Here is an 18,450-nt window from a genome sequence, read left to right on the forward strand (position 1 = left end):
TCCGGGCGGCGCCGGCCTCATGTCCCGTCGCTCAACAGTGAGGGGAGGGTGCAGGTCGGGTACGGCGCAGCCCGGGTTCGGCGGGCTGCGCCGGAACCCGCACCCGGTCGTTGCGGACGACCAACAGGGCCACGTCGTCGACGAGTCGGCCGCCGGTGTGCCGCAGCAGGGCGCCATGCACCCGGCGGACAAGGGCGGCCGGGGAAACGGGCGCGTCGCGGACGGCCTCGGCCAGGACCGCTTCGAGGCCGAAGAAGCGGCCGACCCGGTCCCGGGCGTCCTCCGCGCCGTCGGTGTGCAGGAAGAGCGCCTCGCCCGTCAGGAGGCGGGTGCAGGGGTACGGCGTGAGGTCGGCCGGCAGCGGGAAGGTGCCGAGCGGCGGCAGCGGGTCGCCGACGGGGACGGCCTCCACCCGGTGGCCGATCCGGTACGGGCCGGGGTGCCCGCAGTTGAGCGCGTACACCTCGCCGTCCGGGCGGATCTCCAGGAGCAGGACGGTCACGAACTCCTCGGCGGCGGGGTGCTCGGGCTCGTGTCCGGAGCAGGCCGGGTGCTCGTCGCGGGCACGCTCGCGCAGATGCCTGCCGAGTGCCCGGTCGAGTCGGCGCAGGACACCGCCGAGTTCGGGTTCGTCGTGAGCGGCCTCGCGGAAGCTGCCGAGCACGGCGACGACGGCGCCGAGGGCGGCGAGACCGTGACCCCGGACGTCTCCGATGACGACCCGCACGCCGTAGGGCGTGGCCACCGCCTCGTACAGATCCCCGCCGACGGCCGCGCCCCGGGAGGCGGAGAGCTGGCCGGCGGCGACGGCGAGGCCGTCGAGCCGGGGAGCGGGCGGGCGCAGCAGCACCCGCTGGGTGGCGTACGCGATGGCTCTCATCCGCTCCAGCTCGCGCGCGAGGCCGCGCCGGATGCCGAGGATCAGCCCGGTGCCGACGGTGAAGAAGACGACGCTGGTGGCGATGCGCATGGGGAGACCGGGCTGCTGTGCCAGGGGGCAGGCGAGCTTCCAGGTCACCGCCACGGCACCCCAGAGGCTGGGAAGGGCGAGCGGGGCCAGCCGGCGCAGCCGGGAGCCATCGGAGAGCGACGTCCTGGAACGGATCATGCACGGCCCTTCCTGAGGCCCTGCAGCGCCCGAAGGCCCTGCGGCACACAGGCCCGCCCCTGTGGCCGCGTCGATTCTCCCGACCGCACGGGGCGCCAGGGAACACCCCCTGGCCATCTCACCCGAAGGAGTGAGCGCCACCGGCGCGCCGCCCCACGCCACACACACGCCACCCGCACACGCGTGTCCCACTCGCACGCGAGCCCGACTCCGCCCGGATGAGAGGGCCGGCCTCGGGAGACGCCGAAGGGGCCGGCCCGGTGGATACCGGGTCGGCCCCCTCCGGGAGCGGGTCGCTCAGGCGCCGCGCAGGACCGCGCCCGTGCGTTCGGACGCGAGGGCGACCGCCGCGTCGCGGGCGGCGCTGGCCTCGTCGACCGTCAGGGTGCGGTCCGTGGCGCGGAACTTCAGCGCGTACGCAAGGGACTTCCGGCCCTCGCCGAGCTGGTCGCCCGTGTACACGTCGAACAGCCGGATGGACTCCAGGAGCTCACCGGCGCCGTCGCGCAGCGCGGCCTCGACCGTCAGGGCCGGGACCGACGCGTCGACCACCAGGGCGACGTCCTGGGTAGCCACCGGGAAGGAGGAGATGCTCGGAGCCTTCAGGGGGCCCTCGTTGGCCTGCTCCACCAGGTCCAGGTCCAGCTCCATCGCGCACGTGCGGTCGGGCAGGCCGAGCGCCTTGACGACGCGCGGGTGCAGCTCGCCACCGTGGCCGACGAGGACCTTCTCGCCGTCCACGACCACGTGGAACGCGGCGCAGCGGCCCGGGTGCCACGGGGCGTGCTGGTCGGCGCTGATGATCAGCTCGACACCGGCCTCCGCGGCCACCGTGCGCGCCGCCTGGATCGCGTCGGCCCAGTCGGCCGGGCGGCCCTTGCCCCACCAGCCGGCCTGCTCACGCGCCCCGGCGAGGACGACGGCGACCCGGCGCGGCTGCGCGGGCAGCGCGGCGTTGACGCCTGCGATCTCCGCGTCGGTGGGACGCCGGTCGACGGGCAGCCGGACGGCGACGCCCGGCTGGTCGCCCGGCCGGAAGACCAGACCGGTCTCGAAGAGCGCCAGGTCGTGGCTGCCGCGCCCGTCGTTGCGGCGCAGCGCGCCGAGCAGGCCCGGCAGCAGCGTCGTACGGAGCGCGGGCTCCTCGTCGGAGAGCGGGTTGACGAGGGTGACCACGCGGCGGCGGGCGTCGTCCGCGTCCAGGCCGAGCTGGTCGAAGACCTGCGAGCCGATGAACGGGTAGTTCAGCGCCTCCACGTAACCGGCGCCGGCCAGCGCGCGGCCGACCCGGCGGTGGGTGCGCTGGCGCTCGGTGAGGCCACGCCCGGCGGGCGGCTTGGGCAGCGTCGAGGGCAGGTTCTCGTAGCCCTCCAGCCGGATGACCTCTTCCGCGAGGTCGTTCGGCACCCACAGGTCGGGGCGCCATGACGGGACGGTGACGACCAGCTCGTCCTGCCCGTAGACGTCGCAGCCGACCTCCTGGAGGCGGCGGACGACGGTCTCGCGGCCGTAGGCGACGCCCGCGACGCGATCCGGGTGGTCCGCCGGCATGGTGACCGTACGGGGCGCGGACGGGGCGACGATCTCGGTGACACCGGCCTCGGCCGTGCCGCCCGCGAGCAGCACGAGCAGGTCGACGCAGCGCTGCGCGGCGGCAGCCGCGGCCTGCGGGTCGACGCCGCGCTCGAAGCGCTTGGAGGCCTCGGAGGACAGCTTGTGCCGGCGGGCCGAGCGGGCGATCGAGATCGGGTCGAAGTGCGCGGCCTCGATGACGACCTCGGTGCTGCCGCCGTCGACGTCGGTGTGGTCGGCGATCTCGGTGTTGGCGCCGCCCATGACGCCCGCGATGCCGATCGGGCCGCGGTTGTCGGTGATGACCAGGTCCCCGGAGTCGAGGACGCGCTTGGCGCCGTCGAGCGTGGTGATCGTCTCTCCGGCGGCGGCGCGGCGGACCCCGATGGGGCCGTCGAGCCGGGTGCGGTCGTAGGCGTGCAGCGGCTGGCCGAGCTCCAGCATCACGTAGTTCGTGATGTCGACGGCGAGCGAGATCGGGCGCATCCCGGCCTTCTGCAGGCGACGCCGCAGCCAGATCGGCGAGCGGGCCTCGGGCTCCAGGCCGACGACCGTACGGGCGACGAAGCGGTCGCAGCCGATCGGGTCGAGGACCTGGACGGGGTAGCCGTACGAGTTCGGCGCGGGCACGTCGAGCAGCGCCGGGTCGCGCAGCGGCAGGCCGTAGGCGGTGGCGGTCTCGCGGGCGACACCGCGCATCGAGAGGCAGTAGCCGCGGTCGGGCGTGACGGCGATGTCCAGGACCTCGTCGTACAGCTCCAGGAGCTTGGTGGCGTCGATGCCGACCTCGAGCTCCGGCGGCAGCACGATGATGCCGTGCGTGCCGTCGTCGCCCATGCCCAGCTCGTCGCCGGAGCAGATCATGCCGCGGGAGACCCGGCCGTACGTCTTGCGCTCGGCGATCTGGAAGTCACCGGGGAGCACGGCGCCGGGCAGGGCCACGACGACCTTGTCGCCCTCTGCGAAGTTCCGGGCGCCGCAGATGATCTCCTGGGGCTCGCCGGTGCCGTTGGCCTGGCCGACGTCGACGGTGCAGAAGCGGATGGGCTTCTTGAACTCCGTCAGCTCCTCGATGGTGAGGACCTTGCCGACCACTAGCGGGCCGGTCAGACCGGCGCCGAGCTGCTCGACGGTCTCGACCTCGAGTCCTGCCGTGATGAGCTTGGCCTGGACGTCACGCCCGGTCTCCGTCGCCGGCAGGTCGACGTACTCCCGCAGCCAAGAAAGCGGGACCCGCATCAGATCTCCATCCCGAACGGCCGGGTGAACCGGACGTCACCCTCGACCATGTCTCGCATGTCTTCGACGTTGTGGCGGAACATCAGCATCCGCTCGATGCCGAACCCGAAGGCGAATCCGCTGTACTTCTCCGGGTCGACACCGCAGGCGACGAGCACCTTGGGGTTGACCATGCCGCAGCCGCCCAGCTCGATCCAGCCCTCGCTGCCGCAGGTGCGGCAGGGGCGGTCGGGGTTGCCGACGGACTCGCCGCGGCAGACGTAGCAGAGCATGTCCATCTCGGCGGACGGCTCGGTGAAGGGGAAGAAGTTCGGGCGGAGCCGGGTCTTCATGTCCGGCCCGAAGAGCGCCTGGACCATGTGGTCCAGGGTGCCCTTGAGGTCGGCCATGGTCAGGCCCTCGTCGACGGCGAGCAGCTCGATCTGGTGGAAGACCGGGGTGTGCGTGGCGTCGAGCTCGTCGGTGCGGTAGACGCGGCCGGGGCACACGACGTAGACCGGGGGCTCCCGGTCGATGAGCGTGCGGGCCTGCACCGGGGAGGTGTGCGTACGGAGCACGACACCGGACTCGTCGTCCGTGGTGCCTTCGGGGCCCTGGACGAAGAAGGTGTCCTGCATCTGCCGGGCCGGGTGGTCCGGCATGAAGTTGAGGGCGTCGAAGTTGAACCACTCCGCCTCGACCTCGGGGCCCTCGGCGACCTCGTAGCCCATGGAGACGAAGACGTCGGCGACCCGCTCCATGAGCGTGGTCAGCGGGTGGCGGGCGCCGGCCGGAATCCGGTCGTACGGCAGGGTGACGTCCACCGCCTCCTCGACCAGGACGCGGGCGTCGCGCTCGTCCTCCAGCTCGGCCTGGCGGGCGGCGAGGGCCTTGGAGACGGCGCCGCGGGCCTGGCCCACGATCTTGCCGGCCGCGGCCTTGGCCTGCGGCGGCAGCGCGCCGATCTCGCGGTTGGCCAGCGCGAGCGGCGAGGTGCCACCCGTGTGCGCGACCTTCGCGTGCGCGAGCGCGTCGAGGTCACCCGCGGCGGCGAAGGCGGCGAGCGCCTCGTCCCGCATGCGCTCGATCTCTTCCGGTTTCAAGGCCTCGACCTCAACCGGGTCGTACGACTTATTGGGTGCGGACATCTCTTCCCGTGCTTCCGTTTGGCTGGCTGGGCGGCCCCGCTCGACGACAAGGGCGCAATCGTGCCAAAGGTCGAGTCTAACGGGGCGCGGGGACGCGAATGAGCCCGTGGGCGGCCCGGGCGGCTGGTGATCTCGTCAGGCGAGATAGGCCGGGGCGCCGACGGGCAGGATAAATCGGAACTCGGCGCCGCCGCGGGGACCGCGGCCGACGGTGATCGTGCCGCCATGGGCCTCGACGATGCCCTTGACGATGTAGAGGCCGAGTCCGGTGCCACCGCGCTTGCTCCCCCGCCAGAAGCGGGTGAAGACACGGCCCATCGACTCCTCGGGGATGCCGGGGCCTTCGTCGCTCACGGTGACCGCCGTTCCCTTCTCGCCGTCGGGGGTGTCGCAGGTGGGTGCCACCTCGATGGTGACAGTCCCCTCGCCGTGGCGCACCGCGTTTTCCAGCAGGTTGCCGAGGACCTGGTCGACCTTGTCCGGATCGGCCCAGAGGTCGGGCAGCTGGGGCTGGACGCGGACGAAGAAGCGGTCCGGGGCCTGGCCGCCGGTGGTGTGGGCCTGGATGTGGCGGCCGACGGCGGCGGCGATGTCGACGGGCTGGCGGCGCACCTCCAGGCGGCCGGAGTCGATCCGGGAGATGTCGAGGAGTTCGGCGATGAGCCGGGTGACGCGGTTGGCGTCGGCGTCGACGGTCTCCAGCATCAGCCGCTTCTGGTCGTCGGTGAACCGCTCCCATTTGGCGAGCAGGGTCGCCGTGAAGCCCTTGACGGAGGTCAGGGGGGAGCGCAGCTCGTGGGCGACGGTGGCGATCAGCTCGGCGTGGCTGCGTTCGGTACGGCGCCGGGCCTCGGTGCCGCGCAGGGAGACGACGACGCGGCGGACGGGCCCGGTGGGGTGCTCGCGGACGTAGCGGGCGGAGACGAGGACCTCGCGGCCGCCGGGCAGCAGCAGATTGCGCTCGGGCTGGCCGCGGCGGGTGGCGAGTCCGCCGTACGGGTCGGTGAGGGTCCACCAGCGGCGGCCCTTGAGGTCCTCCAGGGGCAGCGCCTGGTCGAGCGGGAGGCCGAGGGCCTGGCCCGGGGGCACGGAGGTGATGCGGGCGGCGGCGGCGTTGAAGCAGACGACGTGCCCGGTGGCGTCGGCGACGACGAGACCGTCGGGCAGCTCGTCGGGGTCGATGCCGGGGATGTCGGGCGCAGCGGCGGGGGCTCCGTCGGGCAGCGTGGCGGGGGCTCCGTCGGGCAGCGTGGCGGGGGCTCCGTCGGGCTCCGTGGTCGAGGACCCGTCGGGCTCCGTGGGGGACGACCCGTCGGGCGTTGTGGCCGAGGAACCGTCCGGTGTCTGGGTGGAGGACCCGTCCGGGTCCTCCGGAGCATCCGGCGCGGTGCTCCGTGCCTGTGCGGGCCTGTCCGTGCCGACCGTCATCCCCGTTCCCCACCCCTCCATGTAGCGCAGTGGGCCCCCGAGTTCGTCACCCTACTAGTTGAACGTGACGCTTTGGACCCCCTCAGGCGGAGGTTCGGGGGCGCTGGGCACGCGCGGAGGCGTAGAGGCACACGGCGGCGGCCGTCGCGAGGTTGAGGCTCTCGGCCTTGCCGTGGATCGGTACGCGCACCACCGCGTCCGCCAGGGCGCGGGTCTCCTCGGGCAGGCCCCAGGCCTCGTTGCCGAAGACCCAGGCGGTGGGCCCGCCCATGGTGCCGGCATCGAGCTCGTCGTCGAGGTCGTCCTCCCCGGCGCCGTCGGCGGCGAGGATCCGTACGCCCACGCTCTTCAGACCGGCGACGGCCTGCTCGACCGGGACGCCGACGACGACCGGGAGGTGGAAGAGGGAGCCGACGGAGGCGCGGACGGACTTGGGGTTGTACAGGTCGACGGAGGCGTCGGTGAGGACGACGGCGTCGGCGCCGGCCGCGTCGGCGCAGCGCAGCACGGTGCCGGCGTTCCCGGGGTCGCGTACGTGGGCGAGGACGGCGACCAGCTTGGGCTTGGCCGCCAGGACCTCCTCGAAGGGCGAGTCGAGGAAGCGGCAGACCCCGACGAGGCCCTGCGGGGTGACGGTCTGGGAGACCTCGGCGAGGACGGCGTCGGAGGCGTAGTGCACGCGGGCCCCGGCCGCACGGGCGGCGTCGACGATCCCGGCGTACCGCTCGGCGGCCTCGACGGTGGTGAAGAGCTCGACGAGGGTGGGCTCACCGGAGCCGCTGCGGTGCTCGACGGCCTCGCGGACGGCCTGCGGGCCCTCGGCGATGAAGAGGCGGTCCTTGCCCCGGAAGTTGCGCTTGGCGAGCCGCCGGGCGGCGACGACACGCGGCGAACGCGGGGAGATCAGCTCGGGGGTACCCATGGGGTCGGCGGCTCTCTTTTCGTACGTACGAGAGTGTGCGGTGCGGGAGACGGGAACGCGCCGGACCCGCGGAGCGAGGGCTGAGGGGCCCCGGCGGGACCCCCGGCCCGGGTGCGGACCAGCGCTGAACGCGCCGGACCCGCAGGCCCGAAGGCCTGCGGGTCCGGTGCAGAAGATCTGCGGCCTGGAGATCAGGCAGCGGCCTTCGGGGCGTTGACGTCGGCCGGAAGGGCCTTCTGCGCGACCTCGACGAGCGCGGCGAACGCGGTGATGTCGTTGACGGCCAGCTCCGCGAGGATCTTGCGGTCCACCTCGATGTTGGCGGCCTTCAGACCCTGGATGAGGCGGTTGTACGTCATGCCGTTCTGGCGGGCAGCGGCGTTGATGCGCTGGATCCACAGCTGACGGAAGTCGCCCTTGCGCTTCTTGCGGTCGTTGTAGTTGTAGACCAGGGAGTGGGTGACCTGCTCCTTGGCCTTGCGGTACAGGCGCGAACGCTGACCGCGGTAGCCGCTGGCCTGCTCGAGGATCGCCCGGCGCTTCTTGTGGGCGTTGACTGCCCGCTTGACGCGTGCCACTTCTTAACTCCTTGTAGCGGGGTCGTGGTGGTCCTCACACGACCCGGAAATCGGATGGGTCCCGGACTTGGCCGGATGCCCTCGTCGCCGAGGGCGGGAGATCAAGCTCAGATGCCCAGCATCTTCTTGATCTTGGCCGCGTCGCCCGGGGCCATCTCGGCGTTGCCGGTGAGGCGACGCGTCAGCTTGGATGACTTGTGCTCGAGCAGGTGGCGCTTGCCGGCGCGCTCGCGCAGCACCTTGCCGGAGCCGGTGATCTTGAAGCGCTTCTTGGCACCGGAGTGCGTCTTGTTCTTCGGCATCGCGCCGTTATCTCCTCGTCAGTGGCGCTCCCACCCGGTGCGGGCACCGGACATCCAGGAGCGTCAGTTCTTCGTTGGTGGTTCCGGGCGAGGCCCGGGGCCGCCTGGATGGCAGCCCCTCGGGTCACGCCTGGGGGTTCTCGGCCTCGGCGGAAACCTCGGCCGAAGCCTCCTCGGCCGGAGCCTCGGCGATCTCGTCGGACGAGCCGCCCAGACGCTCCGCCTTGCGCGCGGCCTGGGCCTCACGCGCCTCGGCCATGGCCTCGGTCTTCTTCTTGTGCGGGCCAAGAACCATGATCATGTTCCGCCCGTCCTGCTTCGGGTTGGACTCGATGAAGCCAAGCTCCTCGACGTCCGACGCCAGCCGCTGCAGCAGCCGGAAGCCGAGCTCGGGGCGGGACTGCTCACGACCACGGAACATGATCGTGATCTTGACCTTGTCGCCCTGCTTGAGGAACCGGACGACGTGACCCTTCTTGGTGTCATAGTCGTGCGGGTCGATCTTCGGCCGGAGCTTCATCTCCTTGATGACCGTGTGCGCCTGGTTCTTGCGCGCCTCACGGGCCTTCATGGCCGACTCGTACTTGAACTTCCCGTAGTCCATGAGCTTGCACACGGGCGGACGGGCGTTCGCCGCGACCTCGACCAGGTCGAGGTCGTACTCCTGTGCAAGCTCCAGGGCCTTGGCAAGCGGAACAATCCCGACCTGCTCGCCGCTGGGGCCGACAAGTCGCACCTCGGGAACGCGAATCCGGTCGTTGATGCGGGGCTCGGCGCTGATGGATCCTCCTCGGTAGCACCACGTGACCGCCTGGCGGACGGACACGTATGTTCTGTAACAGTTGAGACCAACCGCGCCGGTACATGAAAAATGCCCCGGACGGGACACAGGCGGGGCTCCACGGAAATACCGGAGCAACCGCCGCGGTGAACCGCGGGGCGCACATCGGGTGGCTCCATCGTCCGTACGGAACGATGGGCGCCACCTGACCGGTGACCCGCCGCCCGTATGGGCGGCCAGGTGGGAGATCGGAGCCTCCACTTGCGGGCCGGGCACATGCGTGTCCGGCCGGTCGTTACACCAGGCTAGCAGTACCCGTCCGCGTACGCGAACGGGGACGGGGCGCCAGGCGGGCGTCCGGTCCGCTTATCGTGTGGGGCATGAGCGAGACGCCCCAGAACGAGTCCCCCGACTTCGACGACATGACCCGTGACATCGCGGAGGTGCCCGCGGTCGAGGTCATCGTGACCGTCGCGGTGAACCTGATGAGCGCCGCCGCGGTGAAGCTCGGGCTCACCGAGGACGGTGAGAAGCACAAGGACCTCGACGAGGCGCGCAAGCTGGTGCACGCGCTGGCCGGCCTCCTGGACGCCGGCGCGACGGAGATCAGCTCCTTCCACGCGGCGCCGCTGCGGGACGGCCTGAAGTCCCTGCAGCTGGCCTTCCGCGAGGCCTCGATCGTCCCGGACGACCCGGGCCAGGGGCCGGGCGAGAAGTACACGGGGCCGGTGTACGGCTAGGACCCCGTTGGGGGTACGGGGCCAGGGGCTTGTTGGGCCTCGTCCGAGTCCCCGATCAACTCTTTACGTAGAAGGGCTCGCCCGGAGGCGTGGCCGAGGCCGGCAGGAGTGCCAGGTCGAGGCCGCGCACCAGGCGGGCCCTCAGTGTTTCGTCGGCGGCCAGGGAACGGGCCACCCGCTGGGCGGCCTGCGCGGGCGCGGCGTCCTCGGCCAGGACGAGGGCCAGGGTGCCGTCGGCGCTGCCGGGGCCGAGGTGGGCCCGCAGGACCGCGGGCTCGGCCGCGACCGCGGTCCGTACCGCCTCCCGTACCGCCGGGTCGTCGAGCGGGTCCGCGCTGGTGCGGCCCTCCGCGAGGGCGAGCAGCGCCGGGCCCGTCAGCTGGTACGGCACCGGTCCCGCCAGGTCGAGGACGACGGTGTCCGCCTTCTCGTGCGCGGCGGCCTGGAGCGCCTGGTGCAGGGGGACGGCCACCGGCCGGGCCTCGGGGTCCCAGAGCGCGAGCGAGGCGATCGAGGTGAACGCCGGCAGTGCGCGGCGGTCGCCCGCGGTGAGTGTGGGCACGGCCATGTCGCTGGTCTTCTCGCGGCGCAGGCTTGTCTCGGGGTCCTCCTCGACCTCGCCGAGGACGGCGACCACGGGCACCAGCAGGCGCGCGTCCTTCAGCGCCGCGAGGACCGGGCCGTGGGCGGTTCTGTCCTCCGCCCAGGCCGCGAGGGCCGCGGCGAGCCGCGGGTCGGCGGTGCCGTCGTCGTCGGAGAAACCGGGGTCAGGGATGTTCTTGAGCGCCACGCACCGAGCCTAACCGCCCCTCACCGGCCGTTTTCCCAGCGGGTGGCAAGCTCGCCCACAGGCTCAGGGAGGAGAAGGCCACCGTGACCGTGGAAGTGGAACTCGACGCCGTCCTCGCGGAGGCGGTCGCGCCCGTGCTCGCCGGGAGCGAGGCGTCCCTGTCGGTCGCGGTGCTCGACCTGGCGACCGGGCGCTCGGCCTCGTACGGCGGTGAGGGGCGGACGTACGACACCGCGAGCATCGTCAAGCTCGACATCCTCGTCGCCCTCTCGCTGCGTGCCCAGGACGAGGGCCGGGAGCTGACCTCGGCCGAGCGGACGGCCGCCGCGGCCATGATCGAGCGGAGCGACAACGCGTCGGCGACGGCGCTCTGGCGGACCATCGGCGGCGCGGAGGGCCTGGACGCGGCCAACGCGCGCCTCGGGCTGTCCCGGACGGCCGGTGCCACGGCGTGGGGGCTGACGCAGACCACGGCCGCGGACCAACTGGTGCTCCTTCAGGCGGTGTTCGGTACGGACTCGCCGCTGGACGAGGACTCCCGTACGTACATCACGGAGCTGATGGAGGGCGTGGTCGCCGGGCAGGACTGGGGTGTCTCCGCGGCGGGCTGCGACCGTGCGGTGAAGAACGGGTGGCTCCCCCGCGAGGCGACCGGCCGGTGGGACGTGAACAGCGTCGGGCGGGTGACCGCCGGCGGGCGGGTCTACCTGGTGGCGGTGGTGTCCGACGGGCACGTCACGAAGGAGGCGGGGGTGGCGGGCGTGGAGGCGGCCGCGCGGGCGGCGGTCAGCGCGGTGGGCGCGGCCCTGTAGCGCGGCTGCCGCGCCAGAGGACGACCGCGGCGGCGAGGAGTACGGCGCCGAGGCCGCCGGCGGCGGGGGCGAGCAGGCCGATCGGCTTGCCCTCGGCCGCCGCGGGCCGCGGTCCGGTGCCGAAGAACCGGCCGCGGTAGCCGGCGGCGGTGTTCTTGGGGTCGGCGCCCTTGAGCCGGGCACCGGCCTGGATGGCGGCGGCCGGGTCGACGGTGCCGTAGCCCTTGTCGTCGCTGCGGCCGTTCTTGGGCCGGTTGCGGGCGGTGTCGATGAGGAGCTGCTTGACCTGGGCGGGCGTCAGGTCGGGGTGGGCGGACCTGACGAGCGCGACGGCGCCGGAGACGAAGGCGGCGGCGGCGCTGGTGCCCCAGCCCTCGTAGTAGCGGCGGTCGGGGTTGGCCATGACGATGTCGACGCCGGGGGCGCTGACGGTGGCGTACCAGCGGCTGGTGGAGAAGGAGGCGTGGGTGCCCCACCGGTCGACGGCGGTGACGGCGACGACGCCGGGGTAGGCGGCGGGGTACGAGATGTGGTCGCCCTTCTCGCCGCCGTTGCCGGCCGAGGCGACGACGGAGACGCCCTTGGCGAGGGCGTACTGGACGGCGGCGTCCTCTCCGGCGTCGGGGTGGGCGGACTCGGAGTCGTCGCCGAGGGAGAGGTTGATGACGTCGGCGCCCTGGTCGGTGGCCCAGCGGATGCCTTCGGCGAGGGCGGTGCCGCGGCTCTTGCGGGCCTTGTCGCGGGCCTTGTCGGTGCCTTCGAGGATGACCCGGACGGGCAGGATCCGGGCCTTGGGCGCGATGCCGAGAACACCGTCCTGGCGGCCGGGTCCGTGGCCGTGCCCGGCGATGATGCCCGCCATGGCGGTGCCGTGCACGGCCCAGGCGCTCTGGCCGCGCTCGGCGCCGAAGCCGACGAGGTCCTTGCCGGGGAGGACGGAGCCGTCGAGGTCGGGGTGGCCGGCGTCGACCCCGGTGTCGAGGACGGCGACGGTGATGCCCTGGCCCTTGGTGGTCCGCCAGGCCTCCGTCGTGTGCAGGGCTTCGAGGCCCCACTGGCGGGCGCGGATCGTGTCGGCGTACGCCGGGGTGGTGGTGGCGGGGAGGACGGCGAAGGCGGCGGCGAGGAGGGCCACGACGGTGCGGGGGCGGTTCACTGGTCGTCGTCCTTCGCTGCCTTGGTGACCGTTTCGCGCAGGGCGCTTTCGATCCGGTCGGCGACGCCCTTGGCCTCGTGGCCGAGGCCGGCCTGGGCGGTGGGGCTGGTCTGGTCGTCGGCCATGGCCTGCTCGGCGGGTTCGGGGGCGGCGACGCGACGCCCGTCGGCGAAGCCGGAGACGGCGGTGACGACGACCGGGAGGTCGGTGAGGGCGCGGGTCGACCAGCTGGCGCGCTGTGCGGCGCCGAAGCGGGCGGCCACGGTGCCGGGGGCGGAGAGCGCCGGTGGCACGTCGGCGCCGAGCCGGGCGGCGGACTGGACCGCGAGGGAGCGCGTGGTCGGGGCGTCGGCCTGGGTGAAGACCAGGCCGACGGTGATGACGCTGGTGGCGGTGGCGTCGGTGTACGTGGCGCGCAGGACGCGCTCGCAGCCGACAGGCTGCACCGTGGTGAGCAGGCTCTTGGGCAGAACGGCCGCGGTGCAGGGGGTGTCGGCGGCGACGACGACCCGTGTCCAGGTGCGGTCGGCCGAGCCGGGGCCCTTGCCGGGGCCCGCGAGGGTGCGGGGGAAGAGCGTGTCGACGGGGACGCTGTGCCAGAGGGTCCTGGCCTCGGCGTAGCCCTCGGGCTCCGCGGGCGCGCCGGCGTCGGTGGTGGCGAGGACGGCGCCGGCGATCGCGCCGCCGACGAGGCCGACGCCGAGGACCAGACAGGCTCCGGCCGCGACGACCCGGCCGACGCTGCGCTCGCGGATGGGCCGGAGGCGGGTGGTGGTCTCGACGAGGGTCTCGGGCGGCGCGGTGTAGGGCGGTGCGGTGTAGGGCGGTGCGGTGTAGGGCCGGTAGGCGCCGTACGTTCCGTACGTCTGCTCGGGCTGCGCGGGTGCGGTACGCGGGGGTGCGGGGGGTTGTATGACGGGGCGCGGTACGGCGGGGGGTTGTATGACGGGGGCCGGTGTGGCGTCGCGGCCGGTATCGCGGATCGGCCGGAGGCGGGTGGTCGTCTCGACGGCCGGCACGTCGGCGGTCTGTGCGGGTACGACGGGGCGGGCCGGCTCGGTGCGCGGAGCCGTCTCCGGCCGCGGCGGCGGTCCGGTCACGGTTCCGGTGGCGCCGCGCGAGGCGACCGCGGCGGGAGCCTCCGTCGGCTTCGGCGGGACGCCCTGGGGCTGGCGCGAGGCGGTCGCCTCCCCCGGCGAGGCGGCGGCCGGGGCGGGGGCCTGAGGCGCGACGGCGTTCGGCGCCGCGGCGGACGACGGGGCAGTGCCCGGGCGGGCGGGGGCCGTGGCCGCAGGCGCGGGCGTGGGGGCGTCGGACGGAGCGGGGGCCTCCGGTGCCGATGCCGGTGTCGGTGTCGGTGTCGGGGACGGGAACAGGGCCTCGGTGATGCGGGAGGTGGGGCGGTGCGCGTCGGTACTCATCCCCGCCCCCCTGGTCGTTCCGTCCTGGTGCCTGCTCTCGCAATGCCCGCCACTCTACGGGCTGTTCCCCTCGGCACGGGAACCCAGGGGCTACCCACCCGTAAACCCGTCTGGCAAGCTCGGGCCATGACTCCCCGCGCCGCCGACCGGGCCCGGTACGACCGGGCCACCGCCCATCTGGACGCGCCCGTCGCCGTCGTCGACCTGGAGGCGTTCGACGCCAACGCCGACGATCTCGTACGCCGGGCCGGCGGCAAGCCGATCCGAGTGGCGAGCAAGTCCGTGCGGTGCCGTGCGCTCCTGGAGCGCGTCCTGGCGCGCGAGGGGTTCGCGGGGATCATGTCGTTCACGCTCGCCGAGTCGCTGTGGCTGGCGCGCGCCGGGTTCGAGGACGTTCTGCTCGCCTATCCGTCTGCCGACCGGACCGCGTTCGGTGAGCTGGCGAACGACCCGAAGCTCGCCGCGGCTGTGACCGTGATGGTCGACGACCCGGCGCAGCTGGACCTGATCGAAGCGGCCCGCGCGGGCGGCGGCGAGGAGATCCGGGTCTGTCTGGAGCTGGACACCTCCCTCCGGCTGCTCGGCGGCCGGGTACGGATAGGGGCGCTCCGCTCCCCGCTGCGTGAGCCCGCCCAGCTCGCCGAGATGGCCCGCTCGGTGGCCCGCCGCCCCGGCTTCCGGCTGGTCGGGATCATGGCGTACGAGGGGCATGTCGCCGGGGTCGGAGACGCGGTCGCCGGGCGCCCGCTGCGGTCCCGGGCGGTCCGGCTGATGCAGTCCGCGGCCCGCAGGGAGCTGGCGGCCCGGCGCGCGGCGGTGGTCCGTGCCGTACGGGCGGTGGCGCCGGACCTGGAGTTCGTCAACGGCGGCGGCACGGGCAGTGTGCAGCACACGGCGGCCGAGGAGGCCGTCACCGAGATCGCCGCAGGTTCGGGGCTCTATGTGCCGCGGCTCTTCGACAACTACACGTCCTTCACCGGCCGTCCGGCCGCCCTCTTCGCCCAGCCGGTCGTGCGCCGCCCCGGTGTGGGGGTGGTGACGGTGCTCGGCGGGGGCTACCCGGCGTCGGGCGCCGCGGGCGTGGACCGGCTGCCCGTCCCGTACCTGCCGGAAGGGCTGCGCTACGACCCGAAGGAGGGTCCGGGCGAGGTGCAGACGCCGCTGCTCGGCTCGGCGGCCGACGATCTCCTTATCGGGGACAAGGTGTGGTTCCGGCACGCGAAGGCCGGGGAGCTGTGCGAGCGGTTCGACAGCCTTCAGCTGATCGAGGGCGACCGGATCACGGCGACCGTGCCGACGTACCGGGGCGAGGGCCGCACGTTCCTCTAGCGCCGCTTACGCGCCCGGGGTGATCGAGCTGCCCACTCCCCCGTTGGTGTCGCTGCCGATGGGTCGGATCCCGCGCGTGATCTCGTCCATCACGGCGAGCGGCGGCCCGTCCGGACCCGCGTCGAACGCGAAGCGCACGACGACCGGGGACTCGCTGCCCGCCGGGGAGGGGAAGGCCAGCGACTGGACGTAGCCGCCGGGGCCCTTGCCGGTGACGACCTGCCAGCGGACGAGGTAGCCGGTGCGCCCGGCGACGACGGCGGGGCGGGCGGCGACCACCTTGTGGGAGAGGATGCCGCCGTGGAGGCGGTTGTCGAGGACGTCCGCCTCGTAGGCGGCGTCGGCGGCCAGGGCGATGTCCTCCTTGGCTACCGCCTCGGGCGTGCCGGCGGCGGTGCCCGACACCGTGTGGGAGGAGACCGTGCCGTGGCGGCAGTCCTGGTTGGTCGCGCCAGGGCACGGATAGGTGCCGGCGGTCGCGACCGTCGGTGCGCCGCCGCTGATGTACCGCGGTTTCTCCCAGCCCTTGATGACGGGGAGCGTGATCCCGTTGAGCTGGTCGACGACCTGCGTGGGGTTCTGGTCCTCGGCGGGTGGGGAGCCGGTGGCCGAGGAGGACGGCGCGGCGGTGGTGCTCGCAGACCCGGTCGGGCCAGCCGTGGGGGGCTCCTCCTGGTCGTCGCCGCCGAACACGACCACACCGCCCACGACCGCCGCGACCACGGCCACCGCGACCGCGCTTAGGGCGACGGCCCGGCCCCGCCCGTTGCCGCGTACGGGCAGAGCCGGCGTCAGGACCGTGGGCGCGGCCGGCGCCTGCCGGGTGTGCGCGGTCCAGTTCGTACCGTCCCACCAGCGTTCGACGGCGGGCGTGGCCGGGTCCGGGTACCAGCCGGGAGGGGTCGTCATGGTCATCCGGCAAGACTAGGACCCGAGCGGCAGCGCCTACAGCGGGGTCACGTACGCGCCCGAAATGCCGCCGTCGACGAGGAAGTCGGTGGCGTTGATGAACGAGGAGTCGTCGCTGGCGAGGAAGGCCACGGCGGCGGCGATCTCCTCGGCCTCGGCGAACCGGCCGAGGGGGATGTGGACGAGCCGGCGCGCGGCCCGCTCCGGGTCCTTGGCGAACAGCTCCTGCAGGAGCGGGGTGTTGACCGGTCCCGGGCAGAGCGCGTTGACGCGGATGCCCTCGCGGGCGAACTGGACGCCCAGTTCACGGGACATGGCGAGCACGCCGCCCTTGGAGGCGGTGTACGAGATCTGGCTGGTGGCCGCGCCCATGACGGCGACGAAGGAGGCGGTGTTGATGATGGAGCCCCTGCCCTGGCGCCGCATGTACGGGAGGGCGGCCTTGCAGCACAGGTAGACGGACGTGAGGTTGACGTCCTGGACGCGCTTCCAGGCCTCAAGCCCCGTGGTGAGGATGGAGTCGTCGTCGGGCGGGGAGATGCCCGCGTTGTTGAAGGCGATGTCGACGGAGCCGTAGGTGTCGAAGGCGACCTTGAAGAGGTTCTCGACCTCCTCGGGGTCCGTGACGTTCACCTTCACGAACGTCCCGCCGACCTCCTCGGCGGCGGCCTTGCCGGCGGTCTCGTCGATGTCGCCGCAGACGATGTTGGCGCCCTCGGAGGCGAGGCGGCGGGCGGTGGCCAGGCCGATGCCGCTGCCGGCACCGGTGATGACGGCGGTACGGCCGACCAGACGGCGGCAGACGATCTCTTCAGTGCTCATGCGGTTCAGGCCTCCGTGCTTTCCGTGCTGATGAAGACGTTCTTGGTCTCGGTGAAGGCGGTCAGTGCGTCGGGGCCGAGCTCCCGGCCGAGGCCGGACTGCTGGTAGCCGCCGAAGGGGGTCCAGTAGCGGACGCTGGAGTGGGAGTTGACGGAGAGGTTGCCGGCGCGGACGGCGCGCGAGACGCGCAGGGCGCGGCCGACGTCGCGGGTCCAGATCGAGCCGGACAGGCCGTACTCGGTGGCGTTGGCGAGCCGTACGGCGTCGGCCTCGTCCTCGAAGGGCAGGACGACGGCGACCGGTCCGAAGACCTCCTCGACGGCGCAGGGCGCGTCCTCGGCGATGTCGGTGAGGACGGTCGGCGGGAACCAGAAGCCGGGGCCCTCGGGGGCCTTGCCGCGGATGCCGGGGAGGGAGTCGGGGACGTACGCCCGTACGCGCTCCAGCTGGGCCTGGGAGATCAGCGGGCCCATCTGGGTCTTCTCGTCGGCCGGGTCGCCGACGACGATCTCCTCGATCGCGGGGGTGAGGAGCTCCAGGAAACGGTCGTACACGGAGCGCTGGACCAGGATGCGGGTGCGGGCGCAGCAGTCCTGGCCGCTGTTGTCGAGGAAGGACATCGGGGCGGCTGCCGCCGCGGCCTCGATGTCGGCGTCGGCGAAGACGATGTTGGGGCTCTTGCCGCCGAGTTCGAGCGTCACGCGCTTCACCTGGTGGGCGCACTTCGCCATGATGCTCTTGCCGACGCGCGTCGAGCCGGTGAAGACGATCTTCGCGATCCCCGGGTGTTCGACGAGGGCGTTGCCCGCGACGGCTCCCTCGCCCGGCAGGACCTGGAAGAGGCCCTCGGGAAGCCCGGCCTCCAGGGCGAGTTCGGCGAGGCGGAGCGCGGTGAGCGGGGTGGTCTCGGCGGGCTTGAGGATCACCGCGTTGCCGGCGGCGAGGGCCGGGGCGGTGGCCCAGGCGGCGATCGGCATGGGGAAGTTCCAGGGCGCGATCACACCGACGACGCCGAGGGGTTCGAGGATCGTGATGTCGAGCCCGCCGGCGACGGGGATCTGGCGGCCGCTCAGCCGTTCCACTCCCCCGGCCGCGTAGTCGAGCAGGTCGCGGACGTTGCCCGCCTCCCACCGGGCGTTGCCGAGGGTGTGGCCGGCCTCGCGGACTTCGAGGAGGGCCAGCTCCTCGGTGTGGGCGTCGACGACGGCGGCGAAGCGGCGCAGCAGCCGGGCCCGGTCGGCGGGGGCGGCGGCCGCCCATCCGCGCTGGGCTTCCGTGGCGCGTACGACCGCGGCGTCGACGTCGGCGGGGGTGGCGGCGGGGACGGTCGCGACGACGTCTTCGGTCGCCGGGTTCAGGACGATCAGTTCGTGTACGGGCAGTTCGTGTGCGGGCAGTTCGTGCGGCAACTCGT

At 73.3% G+C, this 18,450-nt stretch carries 17 protein-coding genes; 3 read left to right on the plus strand and 14 right to left on the minus strand.

What is annotated here, in order from left to right:
* Positions 1–31 precede the first annotated feature (31 nt).
* From ACZ4VI_RS10225 to infC, 8 genes are all read right to left on the minus strand, one after another.
* Positions 32–1,108: a PP2C family protein-serine/threonine phosphatase gene (locus ACZ4VI_RS10225; RefSeq protein ID WP_467998434.1), complete on the minus strand. Its 1,077-nt coding sequence runs from the start codon at positions 1,106–1,108 to the stop codon at positions 32–34.
* Positions 1,109–1,405: 297 nt separating this feature from the next.
* Complete coding sequence (gene pheT, locus ACZ4VI_RS10230; protein ID WP_467998436.1) at positions 1,406–3,919, minus strand: phenylalanine--tRNA ligase subunit beta; 2,514 nt, start codon at positions 3,917–3,919, stop codon at positions 1,406–1,408.
* Positions 3,919–5,046 (minus strand): phenylalanine--tRNA ligase subunit alpha, encoded by a 1,128-nt coding sequence (gene pheS / locus ACZ4VI_RS10235; protein WP_467998438.1) that lies wholly within the window; start codon positions 5,044–5,046, stop codon positions 3,919–3,921. The genes pheT and pheS overlap by 1 nt, the downstream gene beginning before the upstream one ends.
* Before the next feature lie 135 nt (positions 5,047–5,181).
* Complete coding sequence (locus tag ACZ4VI_RS10240) at positions 5,182–6,474, minus strand: sensor histidine kinase (protein ID WP_467998440.1); 1,293 nt, start codon at positions 6,472–6,474, stop codon at positions 5,182–5,184.
* 82 nt (positions 6,475–6,556) lie between these two features.
* A complete protein-coding gene (locus ACZ4VI_RS10245; RefSeq protein WP_467998442.1) occupies positions 6,557–7,396 on the minus strand; it encodes a TrmH family RNA methyltransferase in 840 nt (279 codons plus the stop codon).
* A 191-nt stretch (positions 7,397–7,587) separates the two neighbouring features.
* A complete protein-coding gene (gene rplT / locus ACZ4VI_RS10250; RefSeq protein WP_467998444.1) occupies positions 7,588–7,974 on the minus strand; it encodes a 50S ribosomal protein L20 in 387 nt (128 codons plus the stop codon).
* A gap of 107 nt (positions 7,975–8,081) precedes the next feature.
* Positions 8,082–8,276: a 50S ribosomal protein L35 gene (rpmI, locus tag ACZ4VI_RS10255; RefSeq protein ID WP_019884943.1), complete on the minus strand. Its 195-nt coding sequence runs from the start codon at positions 8,274–8,276 to the stop codon at positions 8,082–8,084.
* A 124-nt stretch (positions 8,277–8,400) separates the two neighbouring features.
* Entirely contained in the window at positions 8,401–9,102 is a 702-nt protein-coding gene (infC, locus tag ACZ4VI_RS10260; protein ID WP_467998446.1) for a translation initiation factor IF-3, read from the minus strand.
* A 335-nt stretch (positions 9,103–9,437) separates the two neighbouring features.
* Here infC and ACZ4VI_RS10265 point away from each other — a divergent pair, with 335 nt between their 5' ends.
* The gene (locus ACZ4VI_RS10265) at positions 9,438–9,797 is read left to right on the plus strand and encodes a DUF1844 domain-containing protein (protein WP_467998448.1); all 360 of its coding nucleotides are present in this window, start codon (positions 9,438–9,440) and stop codon (positions 9,795–9,797) included.
* A 55-nt stretch (positions 9,798–9,852) separates the two neighbouring features.
* On the opposite strand, the gene ACZ4VI_RS10270 is transcribed toward ACZ4VI_RS10265, so the two are convergent.
* Positions 9,853–10,587, minus strand: a complete 735-nt coding sequence (locus ACZ4VI_RS10270; RefSeq protein WP_467998450.1) for an SseB family protein — start codon at positions 10,585–10,587, stop codon at positions 9,853–9,855.
* 83 nt (positions 10,588–10,670) lie between these two features.
* On the opposite strand from ACZ4VI_RS10270, the gene ACZ4VI_RS10275 reads away from it, so the two are divergent.
* Entirely contained in the window at positions 10,671–11,399 is a 729-nt protein-coding gene (locus ACZ4VI_RS10275) for a serine hydrolase (protein ID WP_467998452.1), read from the plus strand.
* Here the strand turns inward: ACZ4VI_RS10275 and mycP are convergent.
* Both mycP and ACZ4VI_RS10285 read right to left on the minus strand, forming a co-directional pair.
* Complete coding sequence (gene mycP / locus ACZ4VI_RS10280; RefSeq protein WP_467998454.1) at positions 11,374–12,555, minus strand: type VII secretion-associated serine protease mycosin; 1,182 nt, start codon at positions 12,553–12,555, stop codon at positions 11,374–11,376. The genes ACZ4VI_RS10275 and mycP overlap by 26 nt on opposite strands.
* Positions 12,552–13,976, minus strand: coding sequence for a hypothetical protein (locus tag ACZ4VI_RS10285; protein WP_467998456.1), 1,425 nt, complete (start codon positions 13,974–13,976; stop codon positions 12,552–12,554). Before ACZ4VI_RS10285 ends, mycP begins: the two co-directional genes overlap by 4 nt.
* A 126-nt stretch (positions 13,977–14,102) precedes the next feature.
* Here ACZ4VI_RS10285 and ACZ4VI_RS10290 point away from each other — a divergent pair, with 126 nt between their 5' ends.
* Positions 14,103–15,305 (plus strand): amino acid deaminase/aldolase, encoded by a 1,203-nt coding sequence (locus tag ACZ4VI_RS10290; protein WP_467998458.1) that lies wholly within the window; start codon positions 14,103–14,105, stop codon positions 15,303–15,305.
* Between the two features lie 6 nt (positions 15,306–15,311).
* Here ACZ4VI_RS10290 and ACZ4VI_RS10295 read toward each other — a convergent pair whose 3' ends face one another.
* From ACZ4VI_RS10295 to ACZ4VI_RS10305, 3 genes are read right to left on the minus strand one after another with little or no spacing between them, the layout of a single operon-like run.
* Positions 15,312–16,220 carry a DUF2510 domain-containing protein gene (locus ACZ4VI_RS10295; RefSeq protein ID WP_467998460.1) on the minus strand — a complete coding sequence of 303 codons (909 nt, stop codon included), beginning with the start codon at positions 16,218–16,220 and terminating at the stop codon, positions 15,312–15,314.
* 30 nt (positions 16,221–16,250) lie between these two features.
* A complete protein-coding gene (locus ACZ4VI_RS10300; protein ID WP_467998462.1) occupies positions 16,251–17,036 on the minus strand; it encodes a 3-oxoacyl-ACP reductase in 786 nt (261 codons plus the stop codon).
* A 5-nt stretch (positions 17,037–17,041) separates the two neighbouring features.
* Entirely contained in the window at positions 17,042–18,445 is a 1,404-nt protein-coding gene (locus ACZ4VI_RS10305) for an aldehyde dehydrogenase family protein (protein ID WP_467998463.1), read from the minus strand.
* Between the last annotated feature and the right edge of the window lie 5 nt (positions 18,446–18,450).

The organism is Streptomyces sp. NPDC029169, assembly GCF_055563935.1.